Origin of the sequence: Bradyrhizobium sp. 22 (genome assembly GCF_000482425.1) — a bacterium.
Lineage (GTDB): Bacteria > Pseudomonadota > Alphaproteobacteria > Rhizobiales > Xanthobacteraceae > Bradyrhizobium > Bradyrhizobium japonicum_B.
In genome coordinates this window covers 4,414,792-4,435,292 of the sequence record NZ_KI519399.1, presented here as the reverse complement: position 1 = coordinate 4,435,292, position 20,501 = coordinate 4,414,792, and the positions used below count along the sequence as shown (strand labels likewise).

The 20,501-nt window shown below is 65.0% G+C and carries 22 protein-coding genes; 15 read left to right on the top strand and 7 right to left on the bottom strand.

What is annotated here, in order from left to right; translation table 11 throughout:
* Nucleotides 1-58: 58 nt before the first annotated feature.
* Nucleotides 59-877, top strand: coding sequence for a class D beta-lactamase (gene blaOXA / locus K410_RS0122620; RefSeq protein ID WP_080672237.1), 819 nt, complete (start codon nt 59-61; stop codon nt 875-877).
* Nucleotides 878-1,183: 306 nt separating this feature from the next.
* Here the strand turns inward: blaOXA and K410_RS0122615 are convergent, their stop codons facing one another.
* Entirely contained in the window at nt 1,184-1,777 is a 594-nt protein-coding gene (locus K410_RS0122615; protein ID WP_028136995.1) for a hypothetical protein, read from the bottom strand.
* A gap of 372 nt (nt 1,778-2,149) precedes the next feature.
* Here K410_RS0122615 and K410_RS0122610 point away from each other — a divergent pair, with 372 nt between their 5' ends.
* From K410_RS0122610 to K410_RS0122600, 3 genes are all read left to right on the top strand, one after another.
* Nucleotides 2,150-3,682, top strand: a complete 1,533-nt coding sequence (locus K410_RS0122610; protein ID WP_028136994.1) for an acyl-CoA carboxylase subunit beta — start codon at nt 2,150-2,152, stop codon at nt 3,680-3,682.
* Nucleotides 3,683-3,820: 138 nt separating this feature from the next.
* Nucleotides 3,821-4,243: a hypothetical protein gene (locus K410_RS0122605; protein ID WP_155253547.1), complete on the top strand. Its 423-nt coding sequence runs from the start codon at nt 3,821-3,823 to the stop codon at nt 4,241-4,243.
* 14 nt (nt 4,244-4,257) lie between these two features.
* Complete coding sequence (locus K410_RS0122600) at nt 4,258-4,605, top strand: hypothetical protein (RefSeq protein WP_028136992.1); 348 nt, start codon at nt 4,258-4,260, stop codon at nt 4,603-4,605.
* Between the two features lie 109 nt (nt 4,606-4,714).
* Here the strand turns inward: K410_RS0122600 and K410_RS40505 are convergent, their stop codons facing one another.
* Nucleotides 4,715-4,867, bottom strand: a complete 153-nt coding sequence (locus K410_RS40505; RefSeq protein WP_196236034.1) for a hypothetical protein — start codon at nt 4,865-4,867, stop codon at nt 4,715-4,717.
* A gap of 75 nt (nt 4,868-4,942) precedes the next feature.
* Complete coding sequence (locus K410_RS0122590) at nt 4,943-5,596, bottom strand: glutathione S-transferase family protein (RefSeq protein ID WP_028136991.1); 654 nt, start codon at nt 5,594-5,596, stop codon at nt 4,943-4,945.
* A gap of 132 nt (nt 5,597-5,728) precedes the next feature.
* Here K410_RS0122590 and K410_RS0122585 point away from each other — a divergent pair, with 132 nt between their 5' ends.
* Together K410_RS0122585 and K410_RS0122580 are read left to right on the top strand one after the other, a co-directional pair.
* Nucleotides 5,729-6,043: a hypothetical protein gene (locus tag K410_RS0122585; RefSeq protein WP_028136990.1), complete on the top strand. Its 315-nt coding sequence runs from the start codon at nt 5,729-5,731 to the stop codon at nt 6,041-6,043.
* 200 nt (nt 6,044-6,243) lie between these two features.
* Nucleotides 6,244-6,531 (top strand): twin-arginine translocation signal domain-containing protein, encoded by a 288-nt coding sequence (locus tag K410_RS0122580; RefSeq protein ID WP_028136989.1) that lies wholly within the window; start codon nt 6,244-6,246, stop codon nt 6,529-6,531.
* Nucleotides 6,532-6,686: 155 nt separating this feature from the next.
* Here the strand turns inward: K410_RS0122580 and K410_RS0122575 are convergent, their stop codons facing one another.
* The gene (locus tag K410_RS0122575; RefSeq protein ID WP_028136988.1) at nt 6,687-6,935 is read right to left on the bottom strand and encodes a GCG_CRPN prefix-to-repeats domain-containing protein; all 249 of its coding nucleotides are present in this window, start codon (nt 6,933-6,935) and stop codon (nt 6,687-6,689) included.
* A gap of 256 nt (nt 6,936-7,191) precedes the next feature.
* Nucleotides 7,192-7,890 carry a winged helix-turn-helix domain-containing protein gene (locus tag K410_RS0122570; protein ID WP_028136987.1) on the bottom strand — a complete coding sequence of 233 codons (699 nt, stop codon included), beginning with the start codon at nt 7,888-7,890 and terminating at the stop codon, nt 7,192-7,194.
* Between the two features lie 71 nt (nt 7,891-7,961).
* Here K410_RS0122570 and K410_RS0122565 point away from each other — a divergent pair, with 71 nt between their 5' ends.
* Genes K410_RS0122565 through K410_RS0122555 form a run of 3 tightly spaced genes read left to right on the top strand, consistent with a single transcriptional unit; the run spans nt 7,962 to nt 9,505 of the window.
* On the top strand, nt 7,962-8,270 hold the full coding sequence (locus K410_RS0122565; protein WP_028136986.1) for an NIPSNAP family protein: 309 nt from the start codon (nt 7,962-7,964) through the stop codon (nt 8,268-8,270).
* Between the two features lie 23 nt (nt 8,271-8,293).
* Entirely contained in the window at nt 8,294-8,644 is a 351-nt protein-coding gene (locus K410_RS0122560; protein ID WP_028136985.1) for an antibiotic biosynthesis monooxygenase family protein, read from the top strand.
* A 51-nt stretch (nt 8,645-8,695) separates the two neighbouring features.
* A complete protein-coding gene (locus K410_RS0122555; protein ID WP_028136984.1) occupies nt 8,696-9,505 on the top strand; it encodes an isocitrate lyase/PEP mutase family protein in 810 nt (269 codons plus the stop codon).
* A gap of 57 nt (nt 9,506-9,562) precedes the next feature.
* Here the strand turns inward: K410_RS0122555 and K410_RS0122550 are convergent, their stop codons facing one another.
* Nucleotides 9,563-9,955: a hypothetical protein gene (locus K410_RS0122550; protein ID WP_028136983.1), complete on the bottom strand. Its 393-nt coding sequence runs from the start codon at nt 9,953-9,955 to the stop codon at nt 9,563-9,565.
* Nucleotides 9,956-10,122: 167 nt separating this feature from the next.
* Here K410_RS0122550 and K410_RS0122545 point away from each other — a divergent pair, with 167 nt between their 5' ends.
* Nucleotides 10,123-10,767 carry a trimeric intracellular cation channel family protein gene (locus K410_RS0122545; protein ID WP_028136982.1) on the top strand — a complete coding sequence of 215 codons (645 nt, stop codon included), beginning with the start codon at nt 10,123-10,125 and terminating at the stop codon, nt 10,765-10,767.
* A gap of 48 nt (nt 10,768-10,815) precedes the next feature.
* On the opposite strand, the gene K410_RS0122540 is transcribed toward K410_RS0122545, so the two are convergent.
* The gene (locus K410_RS0122540; RefSeq protein ID WP_028136981.1) at nt 10,816-12,051 is read right to left on the bottom strand and encodes a c-type cytochrome; all 1,236 of its coding nucleotides are present in this window, start codon (nt 12,049-12,051) and stop codon (nt 10,816-10,818) included.
* Nucleotides 12,052-12,333: 282 nt separating this feature from the next.
* Here K410_RS0122540 and K410_RS0122535 point away from each other — a divergent pair, with 282 nt between their 5' ends.
* The 5 genes from K410_RS0122535 to K410_RS0122515 all read left to right on the top strand — a co-directional run bounded on the left by K410_RS0122535 (nt 12,334) and on the right by K410_RS0122515 (nt 20,407).
* Entirely contained in the window at nt 12,334-15,825 is a 3,492-nt protein-coding gene (locus tag K410_RS0122535; RefSeq protein ID WP_028136980.1) for an indolepyruvate ferredoxin oxidoreductase family protein, read from the top strand.
* 931 nt (nt 15,826-16,756) lie between these two features.
* On the top strand, nt 16,757-17,914 hold the full coding sequence (locus K410_RS0122530; protein ID WP_028136979.1) for a thiolase family protein: 1,158 nt from the start codon (nt 16,757-16,759) through the stop codon (nt 17,912-17,914).
* A complete protein-coding gene (locus tag K410_RS0122525) occupies nt 17,914-18,303 on the top strand; it encodes a Zn-ribbon domain-containing OB-fold protein (RefSeq protein WP_028136978.1) in 390 nt (129 codons plus the stop codon). The genes K410_RS0122530 and K410_RS0122525 overlap by 1 nt, the downstream gene beginning before the upstream one ends.
* A gap of 202 nt (nt 18,304-18,505) precedes the next feature.
* Nucleotides 18,506-19,366, top strand: coding sequence for a MaoC family dehydratase (locus K410_RS0122520; RefSeq protein ID WP_028136977.1), 861 nt, complete (start codon nt 18,506-18,508; stop codon nt 19,364-19,366).
* A gap of 162 nt (nt 19,367-19,528) precedes the next feature.
* Nucleotides 19,529-20,407, top strand: coding sequence for an SDR family oxidoreductase (locus K410_RS0122515; RefSeq protein WP_028136976.1), 879 nt, complete (start codon nt 19,529-19,531; stop codon nt 20,405-20,407).
* Nucleotides 20,408-20,501: the final 94 nt, after the last annotated feature.

Below are 20,501 nucleotides of genomic sequence, written 5' to 3'. Positions count from 1 at the left end.
GTTTCACCACGTGGCGCCGCCATGGTGCCGACGTGTTGCTCAATTCAGGATGCCTCGCTTGCTGACCCGCCGCTCCACCCTCGGCCTTCTCGCCGCTTCTGCCGTCCTGCCGCGGCGCGCGCTCGCTCATGTCGCCCCGCCGCGCAACGAGATCCGTGACAGTCTCGCAAAGCGCTTCACTGACCTCGGCACATCGGGCACCTTCGTCGGCTACAAGGTGGAGGATTATCTGGTCGTCGCCAGCGACAAGGATCGCTCGGGCGAGGGCAAGCTGCCGGCTTCGACCTTCAAGATCCCGAACTCGCTGATCGCGCTCGAGACCGGCGTCGTCGCCGACCCCGACAAGGACGTCTTCCCGTGGGACGGCGTGAAGCGTCCGATCGAAGCCTGGAACAAGGATCACACGCTGCGCAGTGCGATCGCCGTGAGCGCGGTGCCGGTCTATCAGGAGATCGCGCGCCGGATCGGCCAGGAGCGCATGCAGAAATATCTCGACGAGTTCGACTACGGCAACCGCGACATCGGCGGCGGCATCGACCAGTTCTGGCTGACGGGGGCCTTGCGCATCGATCCGGTCGAGCAGATCGATTTCGTCGACCGGCTGCGCCGCCGCGCGCTGCCAATCTCGAAGCGGAGCCAGGATCTCGTCGCTGACATCCTGCCGGTGACCAAGGTGGGCGACAGCGTCATCCGCGCCAAGTCGGGCCTGCTCGGTGCGGAGCGCGGCGAGCCGTCGCTCGGTTGGATGGTCGGCTGGGCCGAGAAGGGCGAGGCGCACACGGTGTTTGCGCTCAACATGGATTGCAAGGAGCCGCGCCTGGTCGCCGAGCGCATGTCGCTGACGCAAGCCTGCCTTGCCGAGATCGGCGCGATCTAGCGCTGCGGCGCCGTCGTCGCTCCTGAGGCTCATCATCCTTGTGCGGGCGCAGCTCTCACCACGTCATTGCGAGGGAGCCCTTGCGACGAAGCAATCCAGAGACTCTCCGTCGAGGCAGTCTGGATTGCTTCGCTGCGCTCGCAATGACGGAGTAATGTCGCGCGAACGCAGGGCCGCATGTGCATCTCAGGGTGAGCCGCCGTAGGCTGGGCAAAGGCGCATGGCGCCGTGCCCACGATCTCCATGCCGTAAGCTACAATTCGTGGGCACGCGTCGCTTTGCCCACCCTACGGCACCGTGGCTCGCCTAGCCCTCGTCCGTCTTCTTCGCCGTCAGCGCCTGGTCGATCGCAAAGCCGCCGATTTCGCTCATCGCCTGCGAGATCACGTCGCCCTTGCGGGCAAAGCCGCTGGAGAGATAATCGAACTGTGTCCGCGCCAGCCGCAGCACCTCGATCGGCACCGAGACCGCGGTCTCGTTGAAGCTGTCGACCGAAGCGCGCAAGCTGTCCAGCTCGGTCGCGAGCTTGACGATATGGCCTTCGGCATCCTGCATCAGGCCGATCAGCCTGCCGCGCTCGGCATCGAAGGCGGCACGCTCTGCTGCGGCTGCCGCGGTGACCTCGGCCAGCTGCGCCCGCAGCACCTCGATCTGGCCGACCATGGCGTCGGAGGTCAGCTCGGCGGCCTCGCGCAGCTCGGCGTTGCGCGTGCTCTCGATCTGCTGCTCGTGATACAATCGCTCGGCCGACACCGCCCGCTGACCGAGCTGCTCGATCAGGCTCGCGGCGCGCAGCAGCATCTCGCCATTCCGCCCCGACACCATGCCGGCCATGCGCCGCAGGAAGCCGATGGTCTCTGACGATGAACTCGGCGGCAGGGGAACGACCGTCGCGGACATGAGTGATGCCTGGGGAGCGTGGTGACCGTCGCCGTACCGACTGGGCTCACGCAACATTCGGCGCCTGATCGCAAGCGCGAAGCAAGCCTGAATCGGCAGCCCCGGTCAACCGGGCCAGGGCACCAATCTGCGGGCACCGGACCGGATCAGGCGCTCGTCTGCGAGCCGGCCCGGCCGAGATGGCGAAGCCCGACCGTGGCACGTCCGGTCATTCCCGCCTCCAGCCTCGGCTACCCGGCAAAACTCTGGAATTCCTTGCGCTTTCCCGCTGCCTCAGGGCAGCCCTGCGACGCGGAAAGGCGCTTTCCGGCTTGCAAAATGCCGTGTTAGAACCCCCGGCATCGCTTAAGGCTTAAGAACTGGCGGGAGCAAATGAAACACATCCTGGACGCCCTTGAAGATCGTCGCGCCGGCGCCAAGCTCGGCGGCGGGGAGAAGCGCATCGAGGCGCAGCACGCCCGCGGCAAGCTGACGGCGCGCGAGCGGATCGAGCTGTTGCTCGACAAGGGATCGTTCGAGGAGTTCGACATGTTCGTCGAGCACCGCTCCACCGAGTTCGGGATGGAGAAGACCAAGGTACCCGGCGACGGCGTCGTCACCGGCTGGGGCACCGTCAACGGCCGCAAGACGTTTGTCTTTGCCAAGGATTTCACCGTGTTCGGCGGCTCGCTGTCGGAAACCCACGCGCTGAAGATCACCAAGCTGCAGGACATGGCGATGAAGGCGAGGGCGCCCATCATCGGCCTGTATGATGCGGGCGGCGCCCGCATCCAGGAAGGCGTCGCCGCGCTCGCCGGCTATTCCTACGTGTTCCGCCGCAACGTGCTCGCCTCGGGCGTGATCCCGCAGATCTCCGTCATCATGGGCCCCTGCGCCGGCGGCGACGTCTATTCGCCGGCGATGACCGACTTCATCTTCATGGTGAAGAACACCAGCTACATGTTCGTCACCGGACCCGACGTGGTGAAGACCGTGACCAACGAGGTCGTCACCGCCGAAGAGCTCGGCGGCGCCTCGGTGCACGCCACGCGCTCCTCGATCGCGGACGGCGCCTTCGAGAACGACGTCGAGACGCTCTTGCAGATGCGCCGCCTGATCGACTTCCTGCCGTCGAACAACACCGACGGCGTGCCGGAATGGCCGAGCTTCGACGACATCGGCCGGGTCGACATGTCGCTGGACACGCTGATCCCCGACAATCCGAACAAGCCCTACGACATGAAGGAGCTGATCCTGAAGGTCGTGGACGAGGGCGACTTCTTCGAGATCGCGGAAGCCTTCGCCAAGAACATCGTCACCGGCTTCGGCCGCATCGCAGGCCGCACCGTCGGCTTCGTCGCCAACCAACCGATGGTGCTGGCCGGCGTGCTCGACTCTGACGCGTCGCGCAAGGCCGCGCGCTTCGTCCGCTTCTGCGACGCTTTCAACATCCCGATCGTCACCTTCGTCGACGTGCCGGGCTTCCTGCCGGGCACCGCGCAGGAATATGGCGGCTTGATCAAGCATGGCGCCAAGCTCTTGTTCGCCTATTCGCAGTGCACCGTGCCGCTCGTCACCGTCATCACCCGCAAGGCCTATGGCGGCGCCTTCGACGTCATGGCCTCCAAGGAGATCGGCGCCGACATGAACTACGCCTGGCCGACCGCCCAGATCGCGGTGATGGGCGCCAAGGGCGCGGTCGAGATCATCTTCCGCTCTGACATCGGCGACCCCGACAAGATCGCCGCGCGAACCAAGGAATACGAAGACCGCTTCCTATCCCCCTTCATCGCCGCCGAGCGCGGCTACATCGACGACGTCATCATGCCGCACTCGACAAGGAAGCGCATCGCGCGGGCGCTGGCGATGCTGAAGGACAAGAAAGTGGAAGCGCCGGCGAAGAAGCACGACAATTTGCCGTTGTGAGGGACGGGAGACGTCATGGCAATTCGGCGTCGTCGATCGAGATCATGGCGGCGCGCCATCGGATCGTGCGGCCTGATATTGGGTGTTTTGTCCGCAGTCCTGGCGACGGACATCTCCTGCTTCGCACAAGAGAGCGAGATGACCGTCACCGCCCGGACGTCGGAGGAGGCCGTTATCGAAGGCTATGCCGACGCGGACAATACGTGCACGCCGGTCGAGCTTCCCCGGCTGCTGCTTATAAAGTCACCGGAACATGGGATCGTCTGTTATCGCATTGAGGATTTCGAGGTGGCGGGCGACAGCGGACGGGATCGAGCCTGTATCGGACGCTGGATCCGCGGCATAAGCATCTTCTACTTGGCACGATCCGGTTACAGCGGGCCGGATAGTCTGCGCTACGAAGCGATCACCGATCGAAGGCGGGACCGGGTGGCTGTTCGCGTCAGGGTCTTACCCGGCCTTGAAAGGGATTCTGATGCACCTGTCAGTTCTGGCGATTCTTCGCGCGAGCCCGCTATGTCGCTCGGGCCTATCCCAGCATGCGTTGTGCCGGTGTCCTAGGCAGTGGCGTGCTGATGACTGAGAACGATCCCACCGACGAAATCTCCGACATCGAGGATCGCATCGAGCGCCTCGCCGAGATCGCCGAGCGCTGCCGCAAGTACATCCTGGCGTCCAAGATCGCGATCGGTGGCGGGGGCGCGCTGCTGGTGGTGACGATCCTGGGTGTGTTCGGCTTCGGCCAGACCGCAGCGCTCGGCTCGATCGCCCTGGTGCTGGGCGGGATCGTCTCGCTCGGCTCGAACGTCTCGACGTTGCGGCAGACCGAGGAGGCTATTAGCGCTGCGGAGGCGCGGCGCGCGGCGTTGATCGGGAGCATTGATCTCCGCGTCGTCGCCGATGCGCCGCTGAAGCTGGTGTGATGCGGTAGGGTGGATTAGCGAAGCGTAATCCACCAAGTTATGTGTCACCAGATGGAGCAGTGGCGGATTACGCTTCGCTAATCCGCCCTACGTATCTCCCCACCACGCCTCACGCGGCCTGCTTGACTGTCAGTTCCGACAATTCCGTGCGGCATTCGGCGGCGAAGGCTTGCAGCCGCTCGGCGGTCTGGCGGTCGAGGATGGCCTTGGCCAGCCGCTCGGCGCGGGCGATCTGTCGCTTGAGATATTCGATGCGGAGCATGTGGCACCTGTCGAATGGTTTTGTTCCGATGGCGGCAATTCTACGCCGGTCACCGGATCGATTATGTGAGGCGGATCACGTTCCGCGCGCCTTATCCGCCGCAGCGAAATGCGCCATCTGGTCGGCGTGCGCCTTGGCGAATGCCGGGCGGCCGGTGGCGCGCGCGACGTAGGCGCGCAAGGCGGGGCTGTCCGCCAGGCCGCCGAAACCATTGACGACCCGCAGCACGTCCGCCATCAGGATGTCGGCGACGGAGAAGGAGCCGGCCAGCCATTCGCGCCCCGCAAGCACGGGCTCGAGATGCTTCAGCCGAAGCTTGAGGAAGTCGTCCACGAATTTCCACGCCGCCGTGTCGGTCGGATGTCCCATGAACTTCGACATTCCCCAGGGCAGGCTCGCCATCTCCACCGAATTGAGCGCCGCGAACACCCATTCCGTCGTCTCGATGCGGCCGCGGGGACCTGCCGGCATCAGCTTGTCGCTGAGCCCGCCGAGATGCAGCAGGATCGCGCCGCTCTCGAAGATCGAGAGGTCGCCATCGGTCAGCCACGGCACCTGGCCGAACGGCTGGTGGGCAAAATGCGCGGGCCCGCGACCGTCGAACGGCACGCTGGCGACGCGATAGGGCAGGGCGGCCTCTTCGAGCGCCCAGCGCACGCGGAAGTCGCGCACGAAGCCGCGCGGCGCTGCGGGAACCCAGTCGAAGGTGGTCAGGGTGAGGTCGGCCATGTGCTGTCTCCGTGTCCTGGTTCTAAGCAGAGGACGGGCGAAGGGCGCCCATTCCGACACCTGTGCCAACTCTTTTTGTCGCGGGCGCCGCAAGCGGCTAGTCTCGGTTGAAACAAACAGGAGGAAAACCCGATGCCCGCTGCGTTCTTCGTCGTCCGCGCCATCGTCCCCGACGCTGAAAAGCGCGCCGCCTTCGACCGGTGGTACGAGGCGGAACACCTGCCCGACGCGGTGAAGGCGTTCGGCGTCAGCAAGGCGTGGCGGTTCTGGAGCCTCGATGATCCCTCGCTGCACCAGGCGATGTATCAGTTCGATGACGAGGCCAAGCTCGCCGCGATGCTGAAAGGCGACGCGCTGCAAAAGCTGGTCGCCGATTTCAATCGCGACTGGCCCGACGTGAAGCGCTCGCGCGAGACGCTGGTGCTGGCACAGGAATTCGCGACGTAAAGTCTGTAGCCCGGATGGAGCGCAAGCGTAATCCGGGTCTTGTATGACGCACGAACCTGGATTGCGCCGCGCTCCATCCAGGCTACGAAATCTTCATCTTGGTGGCTGCGAACCTGAACGCACTTTTCAGCATCGGTTCATGCCGTCACGGCGACACTCCTTCTGCATCACAAGGACGATGATCCAAGAAGGAAGAAGCCATGGAGCGCCGGAATTTTCTGAAACTTGCATTGGGACTGACGGCCGGAGCGGCTGCGTTCGCCGCGACCGCTGCGCAGGCCGCGCCGCTGTCACCGCAGCCGGTCGGCGATCCCAAGCGCATGCCGCAGGGTAATCCCGACGCTCATCCTGCCGTCACCACCAGCGAGGAAGCCGGCGAACTGAGTCCCGAGCAGGTGCACTGGCGTGGCCATCATCGCCACTGGGGCTGGCGCCGTCGTCATTGGCGCCGGCATCACCGGCGCTGGCACCGTCGCCATTACTGGTGAGCCCGCGGCACAGAGTGAAATTGGACGGGGATCGCAGCCGCGGTCCCCGTTTCGATTTTGAGGCGCTTCAGTTTCGCGGCGAACCGTCGGCACCACCCGGAAAACGACAATGGCCGCGCAGGCTTTCGCCGCGCGGCCATCTTGCGAGGAAGAGATCAGTACGGGCGGCAGCGGCCGGCGTGCCAGTGCAGGCCATAGGGGCACACGCGGGCGCGGGGCACGACGACGACCGGTGGGGCGACATACACGGGGGCCGGGCGCACCACGACCGCGCCGCGCATCGGACGGCAATTGCCATAGGGACCGCGATAGAACCCACGGCCGCAGCCCTCGGCGGCGCTGGCCGCCTCGCCGAAACCGGCGACCGCGCTGGCCAGTATGGCGGCGGCGAACAGATATTTCATTTGATCTTCCTTCTCATTCTTGGGGCAAGTCTTTGGGGGCGGCGCTAGTGGCGCACAATGAATCAGCAGACGCGTTCGACATGTCGAATCTTGCAACATATCGGCACGGCGCGATCCAAACCTGCCAATCATGACCTGAATGCGGCATGAACGTTCCCCGCATGCGGCCTGACGCGACAGGGACGGCGCTGCCGGCCGGGAAAGCTCCGAACTGCCGTGCGGCTGCAGCGCTCCGGTCCGCAATGGAGCGCGCGGGTCAGTCCTTGCCGTTGCCGAACAGCGCGGCAAACTGCTTCTCGCCGGTGCGGGTGAAATTCACGACGCGGCTGCCGGGCGTCGCATCGCGCGCCGCCCATTTCAGCTCGGCGAAGCGCTGCATCATGGCGGCCCCCAGCGTGCCGGCGAGATGATGCCGCCGCTCGCTCCAATCGAGGCAGGCCTTGCACACCGGGCGCCGCGGGTGCGCAAGCATGTCGGACGAGATCTGCAGATGCTTGGCAAGGAAGCGCTCGCCCTCGGCGGTCAGCTCGATGTCCTGCTTCTTCTGCCTGACCAGATTCCGCTCGCGCAAGGAATCGAGCATCTGCACGCCGAGATCGCCGGCGAGATGGTCGTAGCAGATCCGCGCGCGCCGCAGCGCCGGATCCTTTGGCCCGGTGCGCACCCGCATATGGCCGGTCCGCGCCGCAAGTCCGGCGAGGCCTTCGAGCACGCCGGCGACGTCGTCGTCGGTGAGGCGATAGTAGCGGTGGCGGCCCTGCTTCTCCGGCTCGATGAGACCACCGGCCTCGAGCTTGGCCAGATGCGAGCTCGCAGTCTGCGGCGTGATGCCGGCCTCCTGCGCCAGCTCGCTCGCGGTCAGCGCGCGGCCATTCATCAATGCGGTGAGCATGTTGGCGCGGGCGGGATCGCCGACAAGGGAGGCGACCATCGCGATGTCGGGGCCTGATTTCATGCTTCGATGGTAGCCGAAGCATCGCGGCCGGGCAAGCGCATAGCGTGTTGCTTCAAGCACAGGAACCCATCATGCCCGTCACCGTCTTCATCCGCTACCAGCTCGATCCGTTCAAGCGCGCGCAGTTCGACGAATATTCGAAGCGCTGGCTCACCATCATCCCGAGATGTGGCGGCGAGTTGATCGGCTACTTCATGCCGCACGAGGGCACCAACAATATCGCGTTCGCCCTGATTTCGTTCGAGAGCCTTGCAGCGTACGAATCCTATCGCAAACGGCTGCGCGCCGATGTCGACGGCACCGCAAATTTCAACTTCGCGGAGGCCGAGAAATTCATCCTCGCGGAAGAGCGCACCTTCCTGCGCAAGGTGGTATTGTAGCCTGCCAACAGCAGGAGATGCCCATGATCGCCGTGATTTTCGAGGTCTGGCCCAAGCCGGAACACCGCCAGGATTATTTCGACCTCGCAGCCGACCTGAAGCCGCTGCTGCAAACCATCGACGGCTTCATCTCGGTCGAGCGTTTCGAGAGCCTGACCGAGAAGGGCAAGATCCTGTCGGTATCGTTCTGGCGCGACGAGGCGGCCGTCGCCGCATGGCGCAACACGATGGAGCACCGCCGCACCCAGGCCAAGGGCCGCGCAAAAATCTTCGCAGATTATCATCTGCGCATCGCCAGCGTGATCCGGGACTACAGCATGAGCGACCGCGAGCAGGCGCCGAAGGATAGTCGCGCCGTGCACGACGCGCACTAGCGCCGGCGTGAATGCGCGCTTATGTCATCGCGGCAAACAGGGGAGAGAAACATGCATGTGACAACTGCTGACAAGCGCGCGGCCTTCAAGAAGATGCACGAGAGCGGCTGCTTCATCCTGCCCAATCCGGTCGACGTCGGCAGCGCCAAGGCACTGCAGCATCTCGGTTTCAAGGCCATCGCCTCGTCGAGCGCGGGCTTCGCCTGGACCATCGGCAAGGCCGACAATCACGTCACGGTCGAGGATGTCTGTCAGCATCTGGCAGCATTGAGCTCAGCCGTCGACATTCCCGTCAACGCGGATTTCGAGGGCGGCTTCGCGGTCGAGCCGGACAGGGTCGCAGACAATGTCGAACGCTGCGTGCGCACCGGCGTTGCCGGACTGTCGATCGAGGATTCCACCGGCGACCAAGCCAAGCCGCTCTATGAGCGCACCCTCGCCGTTGAACGCATCAAGGCCTCGCGCAAGGCGATCGGTGACAGCGGCACGCTGCTGGTCGGCCGCTGCGAAGCCTATTTGTGGGGTGTGACCGATCTCAAGCTGGTCATCGACAGGCTGACCGCCTATGCCGACGCCGGCGCCGACTGCCTTTATGCGCCGGGCCTGAAGACCCGCCAGGACATCAGCGCCGTGGTGAAGGCCGTCGCACCGAAGCCGTTCAATCTCCTGATCGGCGCGTCCGGCCTGTCGCTGAAGGAGGCCGAGGATCTCGGCGTGCGCCGGATCAGCGTCGGCGGCTCGCTGGCCCGCGCCGCCTGGGGCGGCTTCATGCGCGCGGCGAAGGAGATGGCGGAGAAGGGGACGTTTACCGAGCTCGGCAGCGGCTATCCCGGCGGCGAGCTCAACAAGATGTTCAGCTGAGCAAACGAAAGCGGCGGGACTTTATGCGTCCCGCCGCTCTCTCGCGCTATTGCTAAGTTACTTCGCGCCCTCAGCCGGCGGCGTCTGCGCATCCGGCGCCGGCCTGGTCGGCGCCGCGCCCGTGGTCACGCCTGGCTCGGTGTTGGTGCGCGGCGTCACGTCGCGCATGCCGGGAGGCGCGGCCGGATTGGCCGGCTGCGTCTGTGCCGTCTGCGAGGCCGGCGGGTTGCTGGCCTGATTGGTCGTGCTGCTATTGTTCAAGCCGTAGAACACGGCGCCCAGCACCAGTGCGATCGCCACGGCGAACAAGGCCACCTTGCCGCTGGAGGCGGGGCCTTCGCCAAGCTGGGGATCGGCCTGAAGGTCGGCATCCCGGCGCGCCGTGCGAAGATACTCATCGTCGGCGAGGTTCGGGCGGTACGGATCGTTGGGAAAACGGTCGTCAGCCATCGATTGGGTCTCCTCGGTTATGACGTCCGGACAACCCGTGGATGCGAGATTCTGTTCCGCGCTTCTTATGCTTTCGTCGCATGTTGCCCTCGTTCCGGGAATCGGGAACCTGTTAAGTCCCGGCACCTGAACTGCAAGTTCCATGGCCGCGACGAGGGAACAAGCTGATGTGGAGCCTGCCGCCGACCGATAGCGTGCTGCATTTCCTCTCGCTGGTTGCCATCGCGGCCCAGGGGATGACGGCTGCACTTGCGGCCGGGCGCCGCAGCATGGACTGGCTGGGCGTCTGCTTCCTCGGCTGCATCACCGCGCTCGGCGGTGGTACCTTGCGCGATCTTTTCCTTGGACATTATCCGCTGGTCTGGGTGCAGAACCCGATCTATCTCGCGCTGGCCGGCGGGGCGGCGTTCCTCACCATCTTGTTCGCGCGCCTCGTGCACCGGCTGAAGGTCGCCTTCATCGTGCTCGATGCCATCGGGCTCGTCGTCTTCACCATGGCCGGCTGCGACGTCGCCTGGCAGATGGACGCTTCGCTGCCGATCGTCATCGTCTCGGGCATGGTGACCGGCTGCGCCGGCGGCGTGTTGCGCGACGTGCTCTGCAACGACGTGCCGCTGCTGTTTCGCTCCGAGCTCTACGCCAGCGTGTCGGTGGTGACCGGCCTGGTCTACGCCACCGCGTTCGGCCTTAAGCTCAACGCCGAGCTCTCGACCATCCTGACTTTCGTGCTCGGCATCAGCTTCCGCCTGCTGGCGGTGCGCTACAGATGGGAGATGCCGAAATTCGTGTTCACCGAGGATGAGAAGAAGTAGGCGCGATCACGCGCGAATAGCGAATGGATCTAGGCAACTCGCTATTCGCTACTCCCCATTCGCCCCCTGCTGCCTCGCCTTCGCCACCCGCGCCGGCGTCACCAGCAACCCCGCATTGCCCCAGGAATTGCGGATGTAGTTCGTCACGGCCGCGATCTCCTCGTTGGACAATTGCCCGGCATAGCCCGGCATCTCGCCGCTGTTCGGCGCGCGCGGCGTGGTCACGGTGCGGGCGCCATCGAGGATGATGCGCAAGGTGGAGGAGGGGTTGTTGGATTGCAGCAGCGCATTGCCCGGCAGCGGCGGATAGATGCGCGGGGCGCCCATGCCGTCGGCTTCGTGGCAGGCGACGCAGAGTTTGGCGTAGACCGCCTCGCCGGCTTTCATCTCGGCATCGCCCGGCGGCGTCGCGATGGTCTCGCGCCGCGCCGGCGGCAGGCTCTTCAGATACAGCGCGATCGCGCGCACATCGGCATCGCTCATCTTGGAGGTCGAGTTGACGACGACGTCCGCCATCGGTCCGCCGGCATGGCTCCTGGCGTTGCGTCCGCTCTGCAGATACTCCACGATGTCCGCCTCGCTCCACGATTTCAATCCCGTGCGCGCTGCGCCATCGAGCCGGGGAGCGAACCAGCCCGCAACCTCATTGCCGGCCAGCGCCTGCGCGTCCCTGTCCGCACCAAAATAAGTCTTCGGTGTATGGCAGGCGCCGCAATGGCCGAGCCCGGTGACGAGATAGCCGCCTCGGTTCCACGCCGCGCTCTTGCTCTGGTCCGGCTCGAACAGGCCGGGCCTAAAATACATGGCGTTCCAGACCCGCATCAGGCCGCGATAGCCGAATGGCCAGCGCAGCTCCGGCGGCTTGTTGCGGCTCACGACAGGCGCGAGCGTGCCGAGATAGGCGCGGATCGCCAGCGTGTCGTCCTTCGTCATCTTCGTGAAATAAGGATAGGGAAAGGCCGGGTAATAGTTCGAGCCGTCAGGGGCGATGCCATAGCGCAGGGCGCGGGTGAAATCGGCATCTTGCCAGGCGCCGATCCCGGTGTCGCGGTCAGGGGTCAGGTTCGGGGCATAGATCGCGCCGAAGGGGGTGTCGATGCGCTTGCCGCCCGCGAACGGTCTTGCGGGATCGGCAGTGTGGCAGCCCGCGCAGCCGCCGGCCTCGACCAGCGTCTTGCCATAGGCGATCAGCTCCGGCGACGGCCCGGCGGCGTAGGCTGCGCCTCCAACTGCACTGCACAACGCCAGGCCGACGACAACCGAGCCAGTCAGAATCGTCCGCATCGAAGCCACTCCTGCGACCAAACGCCCGCATCCGGCACGAGGGAGCGTCCATTCGTTTCACGACGCCGGGGGTATGGTGACACAAATTGAAAACGGCACGCATGTTTCAGGCCACGAAATTGCGATTTTTACCCGGCGCTGGCTTTGGTCCAGATTTGTGGTGCGGATCGTGAAATATCCGACATAGAGTGGCGGAATTGGTCGGCGCGCCCTAGCTGAAAACAACGGGAAGGCAACGGCTTAAGTGAGCAAGACCTGAACAGGGCGGCAAAAGAGGACAGCATGGGCATCAACCAGGGTCCGATCAGTCTCGATCAAAAATATACCCAGGAGACCGGGCACGTCTTCACCACGGGGATCCAGGCCCTGGTGCGCTTACCGATGGCGCAGATCCGGCGCGACCGCGCCAACGGTCTCAATACCGCGGGCTTCATCTCCGGTTATCGCGGCTCGCCGCTCGGCGGCTACGACCAGCAGCTCTTCGCCGCGCGCAAGCATCTCGAACAGTACAACATCAAGTTCCAGCCTGGCGTGAACGAGGATCTGGCGGCCACCGCCGTCTGGGGCTCGCAGCAGCTCAACCTCTCGCCCGGCGCCAAGTATGACGGCGTAGTCGGCATCTGGTACGGCAAGGGCCCCGGCGTCGATCGCTGCGGCGACGTGTTCCGTCATGGCAATGCCGCAGGCTCGGCCAAGAACGGCGGCGTGCTCTGCCTTGCCGGTGACGACCACGGCGCCAAATCCTCGACCGTCCCGCATCAGTCAGACCACGCCTTCATGTCGGCGCTGATGCCGTATCTCTATCCCTCGAGCATCCACGAGATGATCGAGATGGGCCTGCTCGGCATCGCGATGTCGCGCTATTCGGGCTGTTGGGTCGGCATGAAGGTGATCACGGAGACGGTGGAGACCACCGCCGAGATCGATCTCACCGACGAGATGAAGCCGTTCATCATCCCCAGCGATTTCGAGCTGCCGCCCGGCGGCCTCAACCTGCGCTGGCCCGACGACCGCTTCGAGCAGGATCGCCGGCTGCAGGATTACAAGGGCTTTGCCGCCATCGCCTTCGCGCGCGCCAACAAGGTCAACCGCGTCACCATGGATTCGCCGAATGCCCGGTTCGGCATCATGGCGTCGGGCAAGAGCTATGAGGACGTCCGCCAGGCGCTGCGCGAGCTCGGGATCACCGAGGAGGTCGCTGCCAAGATCGGCCTCCGTCTCTACAAGATCGGCATGCCCTGGCCGCTGGAGCCGGAAGGCGTGCGGCAGTTTGCGGTCGGGCTCGAAGAGATCTTCATCATCGAGGAGCGCCGCGAGATCGTCGAAAACCAGGTCAAGCAGGAGCTGTTCAACTGGCGCGACGACGTCCGCCCGCGCATCGTCGGCAAGATGGACGAGCACGACAAGCGCTTCCTGACCTTCGCCGCCGAGCTCAGCGTAGCCTCGCTTGCGACCTCGCTTACCGAGCGGCTGCTCCGACTTAACCTCAATCCGGAAATTGCGGAGATGCTCCGCGTCAAGGCCGACTGGTTCAACGGCCGCCAGGCGACCCAGATGCAGGCGGTCGCACCCGTCTCCCGCACGCCTTACTTCTGCTCCGGCTGTCCCCACAACACATCGACGAAGGTCCCCGAAGGCAGCCGCGCGCTGGCCGGCATCGGCTGTCACTTCATGGCGCTGTGGATGGACCGCTCGACCGAGACGTTTACGCATATGGGCGGGGAGGGCGTGCCCTGGGTCGGCATCGCGCCGTTCACCAACGAGAACCACATCTTCGCCAATCTCGGCGACGGCACCTACTTCCACTCCGGCATTCTGGCGATCCGCCAAGCGGTCGCCTCCAAGGCCAACATCACCTACAAGATCCTCTACAACGACGCCGTCGCCATGACCGGCGGCCAGCGTCATGACGGCGATCTCTCGCCGCAGCAGATCACCCACCAGCTCCATGCCGAGGGCATCCGCGAGATCTATCTGGTCTCGGAGGCGCCGGATTCCTATCCGGCCGACACCATCGCACCCGGCGTGAAGAAATATCACCGCGATGAGCTCGACCGCGTCATGAAGATGTGCCGCGAGTTCAAGGGCACCTCGGCGATCGTGTTCGTGCAGACCTGCGCGGCCGAGAAGCGCCGCCGCCGCAAGCGCGGCCTGATGGAGGATCCGGCGCGCCGCGTCATGATCAACCCGGCCGTCTGCGAAGGCTGCGGCGATTGCTCGGTGCAGTCGAACTGCATCTCGGTCGAGCCGCTGGAGACCGAGTTCGGCCGCAAACGCGCCATCAACCAGTCGTCCTGCAACAAGGATTATTCCTGCCTGAAGGGCTTCTGCCCGTCCTTCGTCACGGTCGATGGCGGCAAGCCGCGCCACCGCGCGCCGGCGGAGCTGGCCGACATCGGTGAATTGCCCGAGCCGGCCTCGCGCCCGACGCTCGACAAGCCCTACAATATCGCGGTCGGCGGCGTCGGCGGCACCGGCGTGCTCACCATCGGCGCGCTGCTCGGCATGGCCGCCCATATCGAGGGCAAGGCCTCGATGATCCTCGACATGTCGGGCCTTGCGCAGAAGGGCGGGGCGGTGCTCAGCCACGTCCGCCTGTCGGATCATCCGGCCGAGGTGACCTGCTCGCGCATCGTCACCGGTACGGCCGATCTGGTGCTTGCGGCGGATGAAGTGGTCGCAGTCGCCAAGGACACCATCTCGTTGTGCGACTCCAGCCGCACCCGCGGCATCATCAACAGCCACGTCATTCCCACCGCCGATTTCGTCCTCAACCGCGACTTCAACTTCCAGACTCGCAAGCTGAACGCGGTGCTGGAGACAGCGCTGCACAAGGACTCCGTGTTCTTCGACTTCACCAGGCCGGCCGAGCAGCTGCTCGGCGATGCCATCGCCACCAACATGATGATGATGGGCTATGCCTATCAGAAGGGCCTGTTCCCACTGTCGGCGGAAGCGATCGAGCAGGCGATCGAGGTCAACGGCGTCTCGATCAAGATGAACAAGGAAGCCTTCCGCCTCGGCCGCCTTGCGGTCGCCGATCCCAAGCGCCTGGCCGACATGCTGAAGGGCACGGATGAGGTCGTCGCGCCCAAGGCGCTGGACGCGATGACGCTCGACGAGGTGATCGAGCATCGCGTCAAGCACCTGACCGCCTACCAGAATGGCCGGCTGGCAAGACGTTATCGCAAGCTGGTCGACCAGGTCCGCGATGCTGCCAAGCAGGGTGGCTACGGCGATGCGCTGACGCGCGCGGTCGCGGTGAACTATGCCAAGCTGCTCGCCTACAAGGACGAATACGAAGTCGCGCGCCTCTATACCGATGGCGCCTTCGAGCAGCAGCTCCGCGACCAGTTCGAGGGCGATTTCAAGTTCAGCTTCAACCTCGCGCCGCCGATCCTGGCGAGCGGCGTCGATGCGCTCGGCCGCCCGAAGAAGCGCGCCTTCGGCCCGTGGATGCTGAACGTCTTCCGCATCCTGGCGAAGTTCAAATTTCTGCGCGGCACCCCGTTCGACATCTTCGGCCGCAGCGCCGACCGCAAGCTCGAGCGCGACCTGATCGCCGGCTACGAGAAGGACGTCACGACCGTGCTCGGTCTGCTGTCGCCGATCACGATCGACACCGCGGTCGAGCTGCTCTCGCTGCCCGACCGCATCCGCGGCTACGGCCCGGTCAAGGAGAAGGCGGTGGCCGACGCCAAGGCGCGCTACGCCCAGCTCGCCGCGGATCTGGCGAGCCCGCCGCCCGCGCCAAGGCAGATCGCGGCGGAGTAGCCGGTGCTGTAGGGTGGGTTAGCCTTGCGAATGCGCGAAGCGCGGTTCGCAAGGCGTAACCCACCGCTTCTGCCTCCGCTCAGAGCAACGCGGTGGGTTACGCCTTCGGCTAACCCACCCTACGACACCATCCGTTGCGCTGCCCGTCGGCCAAAACACCAATAGGCAGGTCAATCCGCCGACGCAAAAACATTCCGCTTTACCGAAATTCGGAATTGACGTATCTGTCCGCTACCTCATCCCCCTCGGAGGGGCGTATCGCGATCGTCACGAAACGCGGGGTGAGCGGCGGTGGACGCGGGCTGCGTCGCGCGAGGCATTGTCTCGTGCACGACGGGCGCGATCTCGCGTACGGCAAAATCGTGTGGTCCTGACGCCCGCAGGCTGGCGTCAAGTCTTGCGAGCAATCGCAAGGCGACGGGGGCAATAGTGCAACGCTCCCCGGGGAGAGCGCGACATAAGCCGTAAAGCCACTGCGCAGGGAAGGCCGGATGTTTGGCCGCACCTGTATGCCGCTGTGCATCTGTTCTTCGCGCAATTCGCGCACAGCGGACCGTGGGTGCCAAGCTGGCACCCGGTCTTCCCTGCGCCCTCTGTTTCCGGAGGGAGCGAGACGGACGCAAAACTCGGGCGAGGTGCGCCGCGAGAATGCGGGAGCGTGCCTGCAACGTAGGCCTCGTGCCCCGGACGCTGCGCAGCACGTAGTGATGCGCTGCAGAGCCGGGGCCCATCTCGCAGTATCTGCCGTGCCACTGGGTCCCGGCTCTGCGCAGCAACGCTGAAGCGTTGCAGCGCGTCCGGGACACGAGAACATCCCCCATTTGCCCCAACTCGCTACCCTCTCGCGGGGCGGAATATTTCCGCGCTTGCCAATCCGCCCCTCGCGGTTCAGAAAAACGGGGCAAGAAGAAACGCGAGCGGAGACCTGAGTTTGACCATCAAGGGCAAGGCCTACATTGCCGGGATCTACGAACACCCGACCCGGCATGCGCCGGACAAATCCACCGCCCAGCTCCACGCCGAGGTCGCCAAGGGGGCGATCGAGGATGCGGGGATCAGCAAGGACGACATCGACGGCTATTTCTGCGCGGGCGATGCGCCCGGCGGCGCCTGGCCGATGGTCGATTATCTCGGACTGAACACCAGGAAGCTCCGCCATATCGATTCCACCGAGACCGGCGGCTGCTCCTACATCATCCATCTCGGCCATGCCGCCGAGGCGATTGCCGCGGGCAAGTGCTCGATCGCGCTTGTGACGCTGGCCGGCAAGCCGCGCACCGGTGCGATGCCGCCGCGCGCCGCCGGCGCCGAGGTCGATTTTGAGACCGCTTACGGTGCCACCACCCACAATGCCTATGGCATGTGTGCCATGCGCCACATGCACGACTATGGCACCACCTCCGAGCAGCTTGCCTGGATCAAGGTCGCGGCCTCGCACCACGCGCAGTACAATCCGCATGCGATGCTCAAAGACGTTGTCACGGTCGAGGATGTCCTGAACTCGCCGATGATCTCCGATCCCCTGCATCGCATGGATTGCTGCGTCGTCTCCGACGGCGGCGGCGCGATGATCGTGACGACGCCCGAGATCGCCAGGAGCCTGAAGAAGCCGCTGGTGCGCCTGATCGGCCATGGCGAAGCGATGAAGGGCCCGCGCGGCGGCAAGGACCTCGACCTCACGTATTCGGCCGGCATCTGGTCCGGCCCGCGTGCGTTCGAGGAAGCCGGCATCACGCCGAAGGACATCAAATACGCCTCGATCTACGACAGCTTCACCATCACGGTGCTGATGCAGCTCGAAGACCTCGGTTTCTGCAAGAAGGGCGAGGGCGGCAAGTTCGTCGCCGACGGCAACCTGATCTCGGGCGTCGGCAAGCTGCCGTTCAACACCGACGGCGGCGGCCTCTGCAGCAACCATCCGGTCAACCGCGGCGGCATGACCAAGATCCTCGAGGCCGTGCGGCAGCTGCGCGGCGAGGCGCATCCGAAGGTGCAGGTCAAGAATTGCGATCTCGCAATCGCCCACGGCACCGGCGGCCTTCTGGGCGTCCGCCACGCCGCCTCGACGGCCATTCTGGAGCGCGTGTGATGAGCGAAGTGAAAAAGTATCCGGCCCCGGTCACGAACCCCGAGACATCAGCGTTCTGGGAGGCGGCGAAAGAGGGCAAGTTCATGATCAAGCGCTGCACCGCCTGCGGCGAAGCGCATTACTTCCCGCGCTCGATCTGCCCGTTCTGCTACTCCGACAAGACGGTGTGGGAGCAGGCGTCGGGCGAGGGCACCATCTACACCTGGAGCCTGATGCGGAAGTCGCCGACCGGTCCCTACGCCATCGGCTACGTCACGCTGAAGGAGGGGCCGTCGGTGCAGACCAATTTCGTCGACTGCGATCTGGAGAAGCTGAAGATCGGCCAGAAGGTGAAGGTGGTGTTCAAGCCCACCGACGGCGCGCCGCTGCCGTTCTTCACGCCGGCCTGATTGCTTTCTTCCTTCTCCCCTTGTGGGAGAAGGTGGCGCGAAGCGCCGGATGAGGGGTATCGCTCCGCGGAGAGAGTGTTCGATGCGGAAGCAACCCCTCACCCAAACGAGTTTGCCGCACGGCTCTCGCAGCCCTCTCCCACAAGGGGAGAGGGCACTTCGACTGGCAGCGGCGCATAAGAATCCGGAGAGGAAACGAAAAATGTCCGCCAGATACGAAGAGCTCAAAGCCCTCAAAAACCTCGGCCAGAAATACGCCTACACCGACCGCGAAGTGATGCTCTACGCCTACGGCATCGGCCTCGGCGCCGATCCCATGGACGAGAACGAGCTCGCTTTCGTCAACGAGGGCACGCTGACGCCGCGGCCGCTCAAGGTGGTGCCGACCTTCGCCTCCGTCGCGGCCTGGGGTTCGGGGCCGGGCGAGATGAATCTCAACCGCGTCATGGTGGTGGATGGCGAGCGCGACATCACCTTCCACCAGCCGCTGCCGGTTGCCGCCAACATCACTGCCGATTCCTCCGTGCTCGAGGTCTACGACAAGGGCAAGGACAAGGGCGTCGTCATCGTTCACCAGACCGTGCTCAAGAACGAAAAGGGCGAGAAGCTGGCGACGCTGGTCGCTTCACGCTTTGCCCGCGGTGACGGCGGCTTCGGCGGGCCGAACCTGACGCAGCCCGATCCGCACAAGATCCCCTCCCGTGCGCCCGACAAGACCATCGACATCACGACGCGCCCGGACCAGGCGCTGGTCTATCGTCTCTGCGGCGATCGCAACCCGCTGCACTCCGATCCCGAATTCGCCAAGAAGGCCGGCTTCCCGCGACCGATCCTGCACGGCATGTGCACCTACGGCATCACCTGCCGCGGCGTGCTCCAGACCTATGCCGACTACGACGCCAGCGCGTTCCGCCAGCACGTCGCGCGGTTCTCTTCCCCGGTCTATCCCGGCGAGACCGTGACCATGGACCTCTGGAAGGACGGCAACACGATCTCGTTCGAAGCCAGGGTGAAGTCGCGCGGGGTCACCGTGATCAAGAACGGCAAGACGGTGCTGGGTTAGCTCGATCTCGTGCCCCGGACGCAGCGCAGCGCGTAGCGGTGCGCTGCAGAGCCGGGGCCCAGAAAGCCCAGGCGAAGAAAGAACTGGGTCCCGGCTCTGCGACGCAGCGTTTCACGCTGCATCGCGTCCGGGACACGAAAGAACAAACAGGGAGAAGCCACCATGGGACTGCTCGACGGCAAGGTTGCGCTGATCACCGGCGCGGGCGGGGGGCTCGGCGAGGCCTACGCAAGACTGTTCGCACGCGAAGGGGCCTCGGTGATCGTCAACGATCTCGGCGGACCCCGTGACGGTTCCGGCGCCGACAAGTCCATGGCGCAGCAGGTCGTGGACGCGATCAAGGCCGAGGGCGGCAAGGCGGTCGCCAACGGCGCCGACATCTCCACCATGGAGGGCGGCCAGTCCGTGTTCGACGACGCCATCAAGCATTTCGGGCGGGCCGACATCCTCGTCAACAATGCCGGCATCCTGCGCGACCAGACCTTTCACAAGGCCAGCGAGGCCGACTGGGACAAGGTCATCAAGGTTCATCTGAAGGGCACCTTTTGTTGCACCCTGCCGGTGTTTCGCTGGATGCGGGAAAATGGCGGTGGCGTCATCGTCAACACCTCCTCGACATCCGGGCTGATCGGCAATTTCGGCCAGACCAATTACGGTGCGGCCAAGGGCGGCATCTGGGGGCTCTCCAACGTGCTGGCGATCGAGGGCCGCAAGTACAACATCCGGATCTGGACCCTGGCGCCGGGCGCCCTGACCCGCATGACCGCAGACCTGCCCCGCTATAAGGAGAACCCGGGGGCGGCGCTGGGGCCGGACGGCATCGCGCCGGCCGTGCTATACATGGTCAGCGATTTGTCGGGCGACCAGACCGGCAAGGTGCTGGGCGTGTCCGGGCCCCGCGGCGTGCGCGAGATGCGGATGATGGAGATGGAAGGCTGGAAACCGCCTCATTCGGGCTGGAATGCCCAGGACATCGTCGATCACGCCAAGGAGATCTTCTTCTCCGAGGAGCAGATCAAGATGGGGGCGCGGCGGTTTTAGCTTTTGTTGTCGTCCCGGGGCACGCGAAGCGTGAACCCGGGACCTCGAGATTCCGGGTTCGATGCTGACGCATCGCCCCGGAATGACGAACAAG

Bases quoted from the DNA above. Each gene is read 5' to 3' on its own strand.
- K410_RS0122615 (WP_028136995.1), bottom strand. From the start codon at position 1,777: ATGTCCGCGACGGTCGTTCCCCTGCCGCCGAGTTCATCGTCAGAGACC.
- K410_RS0122550 (WP_028136983.1), bottom strand. From the start codon at position 9,955: ATGGCTGACGACCGTTTTCCCAACGATCCGTACCGCCCGAACCTCGCC.
- K410_RS0122520 (WP_028136977.1), top strand. From the start codon at position 18,506: ATGTCCGCCAGATACGAAGAGCTCAAAGCCCTCAAAAACCTCGGCCAG.
- K410_RS0122565 (WP_028136986.1), top strand. From the start codon at position 7,962: ATGCCCGTCACCGTCTTCATCCGCTACCAGCTCGATCCGTTCAAGCGC.
- K410_RS0122525 (WP_028136978.1), top strand. From the start codon at position 17,914: ATGAGCGAAGTGAAAAAGTATCCGGCCCCGGTCACGAACCCCGAGACA.
- K410_RS40505 (WP_196236034.1), bottom strand. From the start codon at position 4,867: ATGCTCCGCATCGAATATCTCAAGCGACAGATCGCCCGCGCCGAGCGG.
- K410_RS0122555 (WP_028136984.1), top strand. From the start codon at position 8,696: ATGCATGTGACAACTGCTGACAAGCGCGCGGCCTTCAAGAAGATGCAC.
- K410_RS0122575 (WP_028136988.1), bottom strand. From the start codon at position 6,935: ATGAAATATCTGTTCGCCGCCGCCATACTGGCCAGCGCGGTCGCCGGT.
- K410_RS0122535 (WP_028136980.1), top strand. From the start codon at position 12,334: ATGGGCATCAACCAGGGTCCGATCAGTCTCGATCAAAAATATACCCAG.
- K410_RS0122540 (WP_028136981.1), bottom strand. From the start codon at position 12,051: ATGCGGACGATTCTGACTGGCTCGGTTGTCGTCGGCCTGGCGTTGTGC.
- K410_RS0122570 (WP_028136987.1), bottom strand. From the start codon at position 7,890: ATGAAATCAGGCCCCGACATCGCGATGGTCGCCTCCCTTGTCGGCGAT.
- K410_RS0122585 (WP_028136990.1), top strand. From the start codon at position 5,729: ATGCCCGCTGCGTTCTTCGTCGTCCGCGCCATCGTCCCCGACGCTGAA.
- K410_RS0122545 (WP_028136982.1), top strand. From the start codon at position 10,123: ATGTGGAGCCTGCCGCCGACCGATAGCGTGCTGCATTTCCTCTCGCTG.
- K410_RS0122560 (WP_028136985.1), top strand. From the start codon at position 8,294: ATGATCGCCGTGATTTTCGAGGTCTGGCCCAAGCCGGAACACCGCCAG.
- K410_RS0122600 (WP_028136992.1), top strand. From the start codon at position 4,258: ATGACTGAGAACGATCCCACCGACGAAATCTCCGACATCGAGGATCGC.
- K410_RS0122605 (WP_155253547.1), top strand. From the start codon at position 3,821: ATGACCGTCACCGCCCGGACGTCGGAGGAGGCCGTTATCGAAGGCTAT.
- K410_RS0122610 (WP_028136994.1), top strand. From the start codon at position 2,150: ATGAAACACATCCTGGACGCCCTTGAAGATCGTCGCGCCGGCGCCAAG.
- K410_RS0122515 (WP_028136976.1), top strand. From the start codon at position 19,529: ATGGGACTGCTCGACGGCAAGGTTGCGCTGATCACCGGCGCGGGCGGG.
- K410_RS0122580 (WP_028136989.1), top strand. From the start codon at position 6,244: ATGGAGCGCCGGAATTTTCTGAAACTTGCATTGGGACTGACGGCCGGA.
- K410_RS0122590 (WP_028136991.1), bottom strand. From the start codon at position 5,596: ATGGCCGACCTCACCCTGACCACCTTCGACTGGGTTCCCGCAGCGCCG.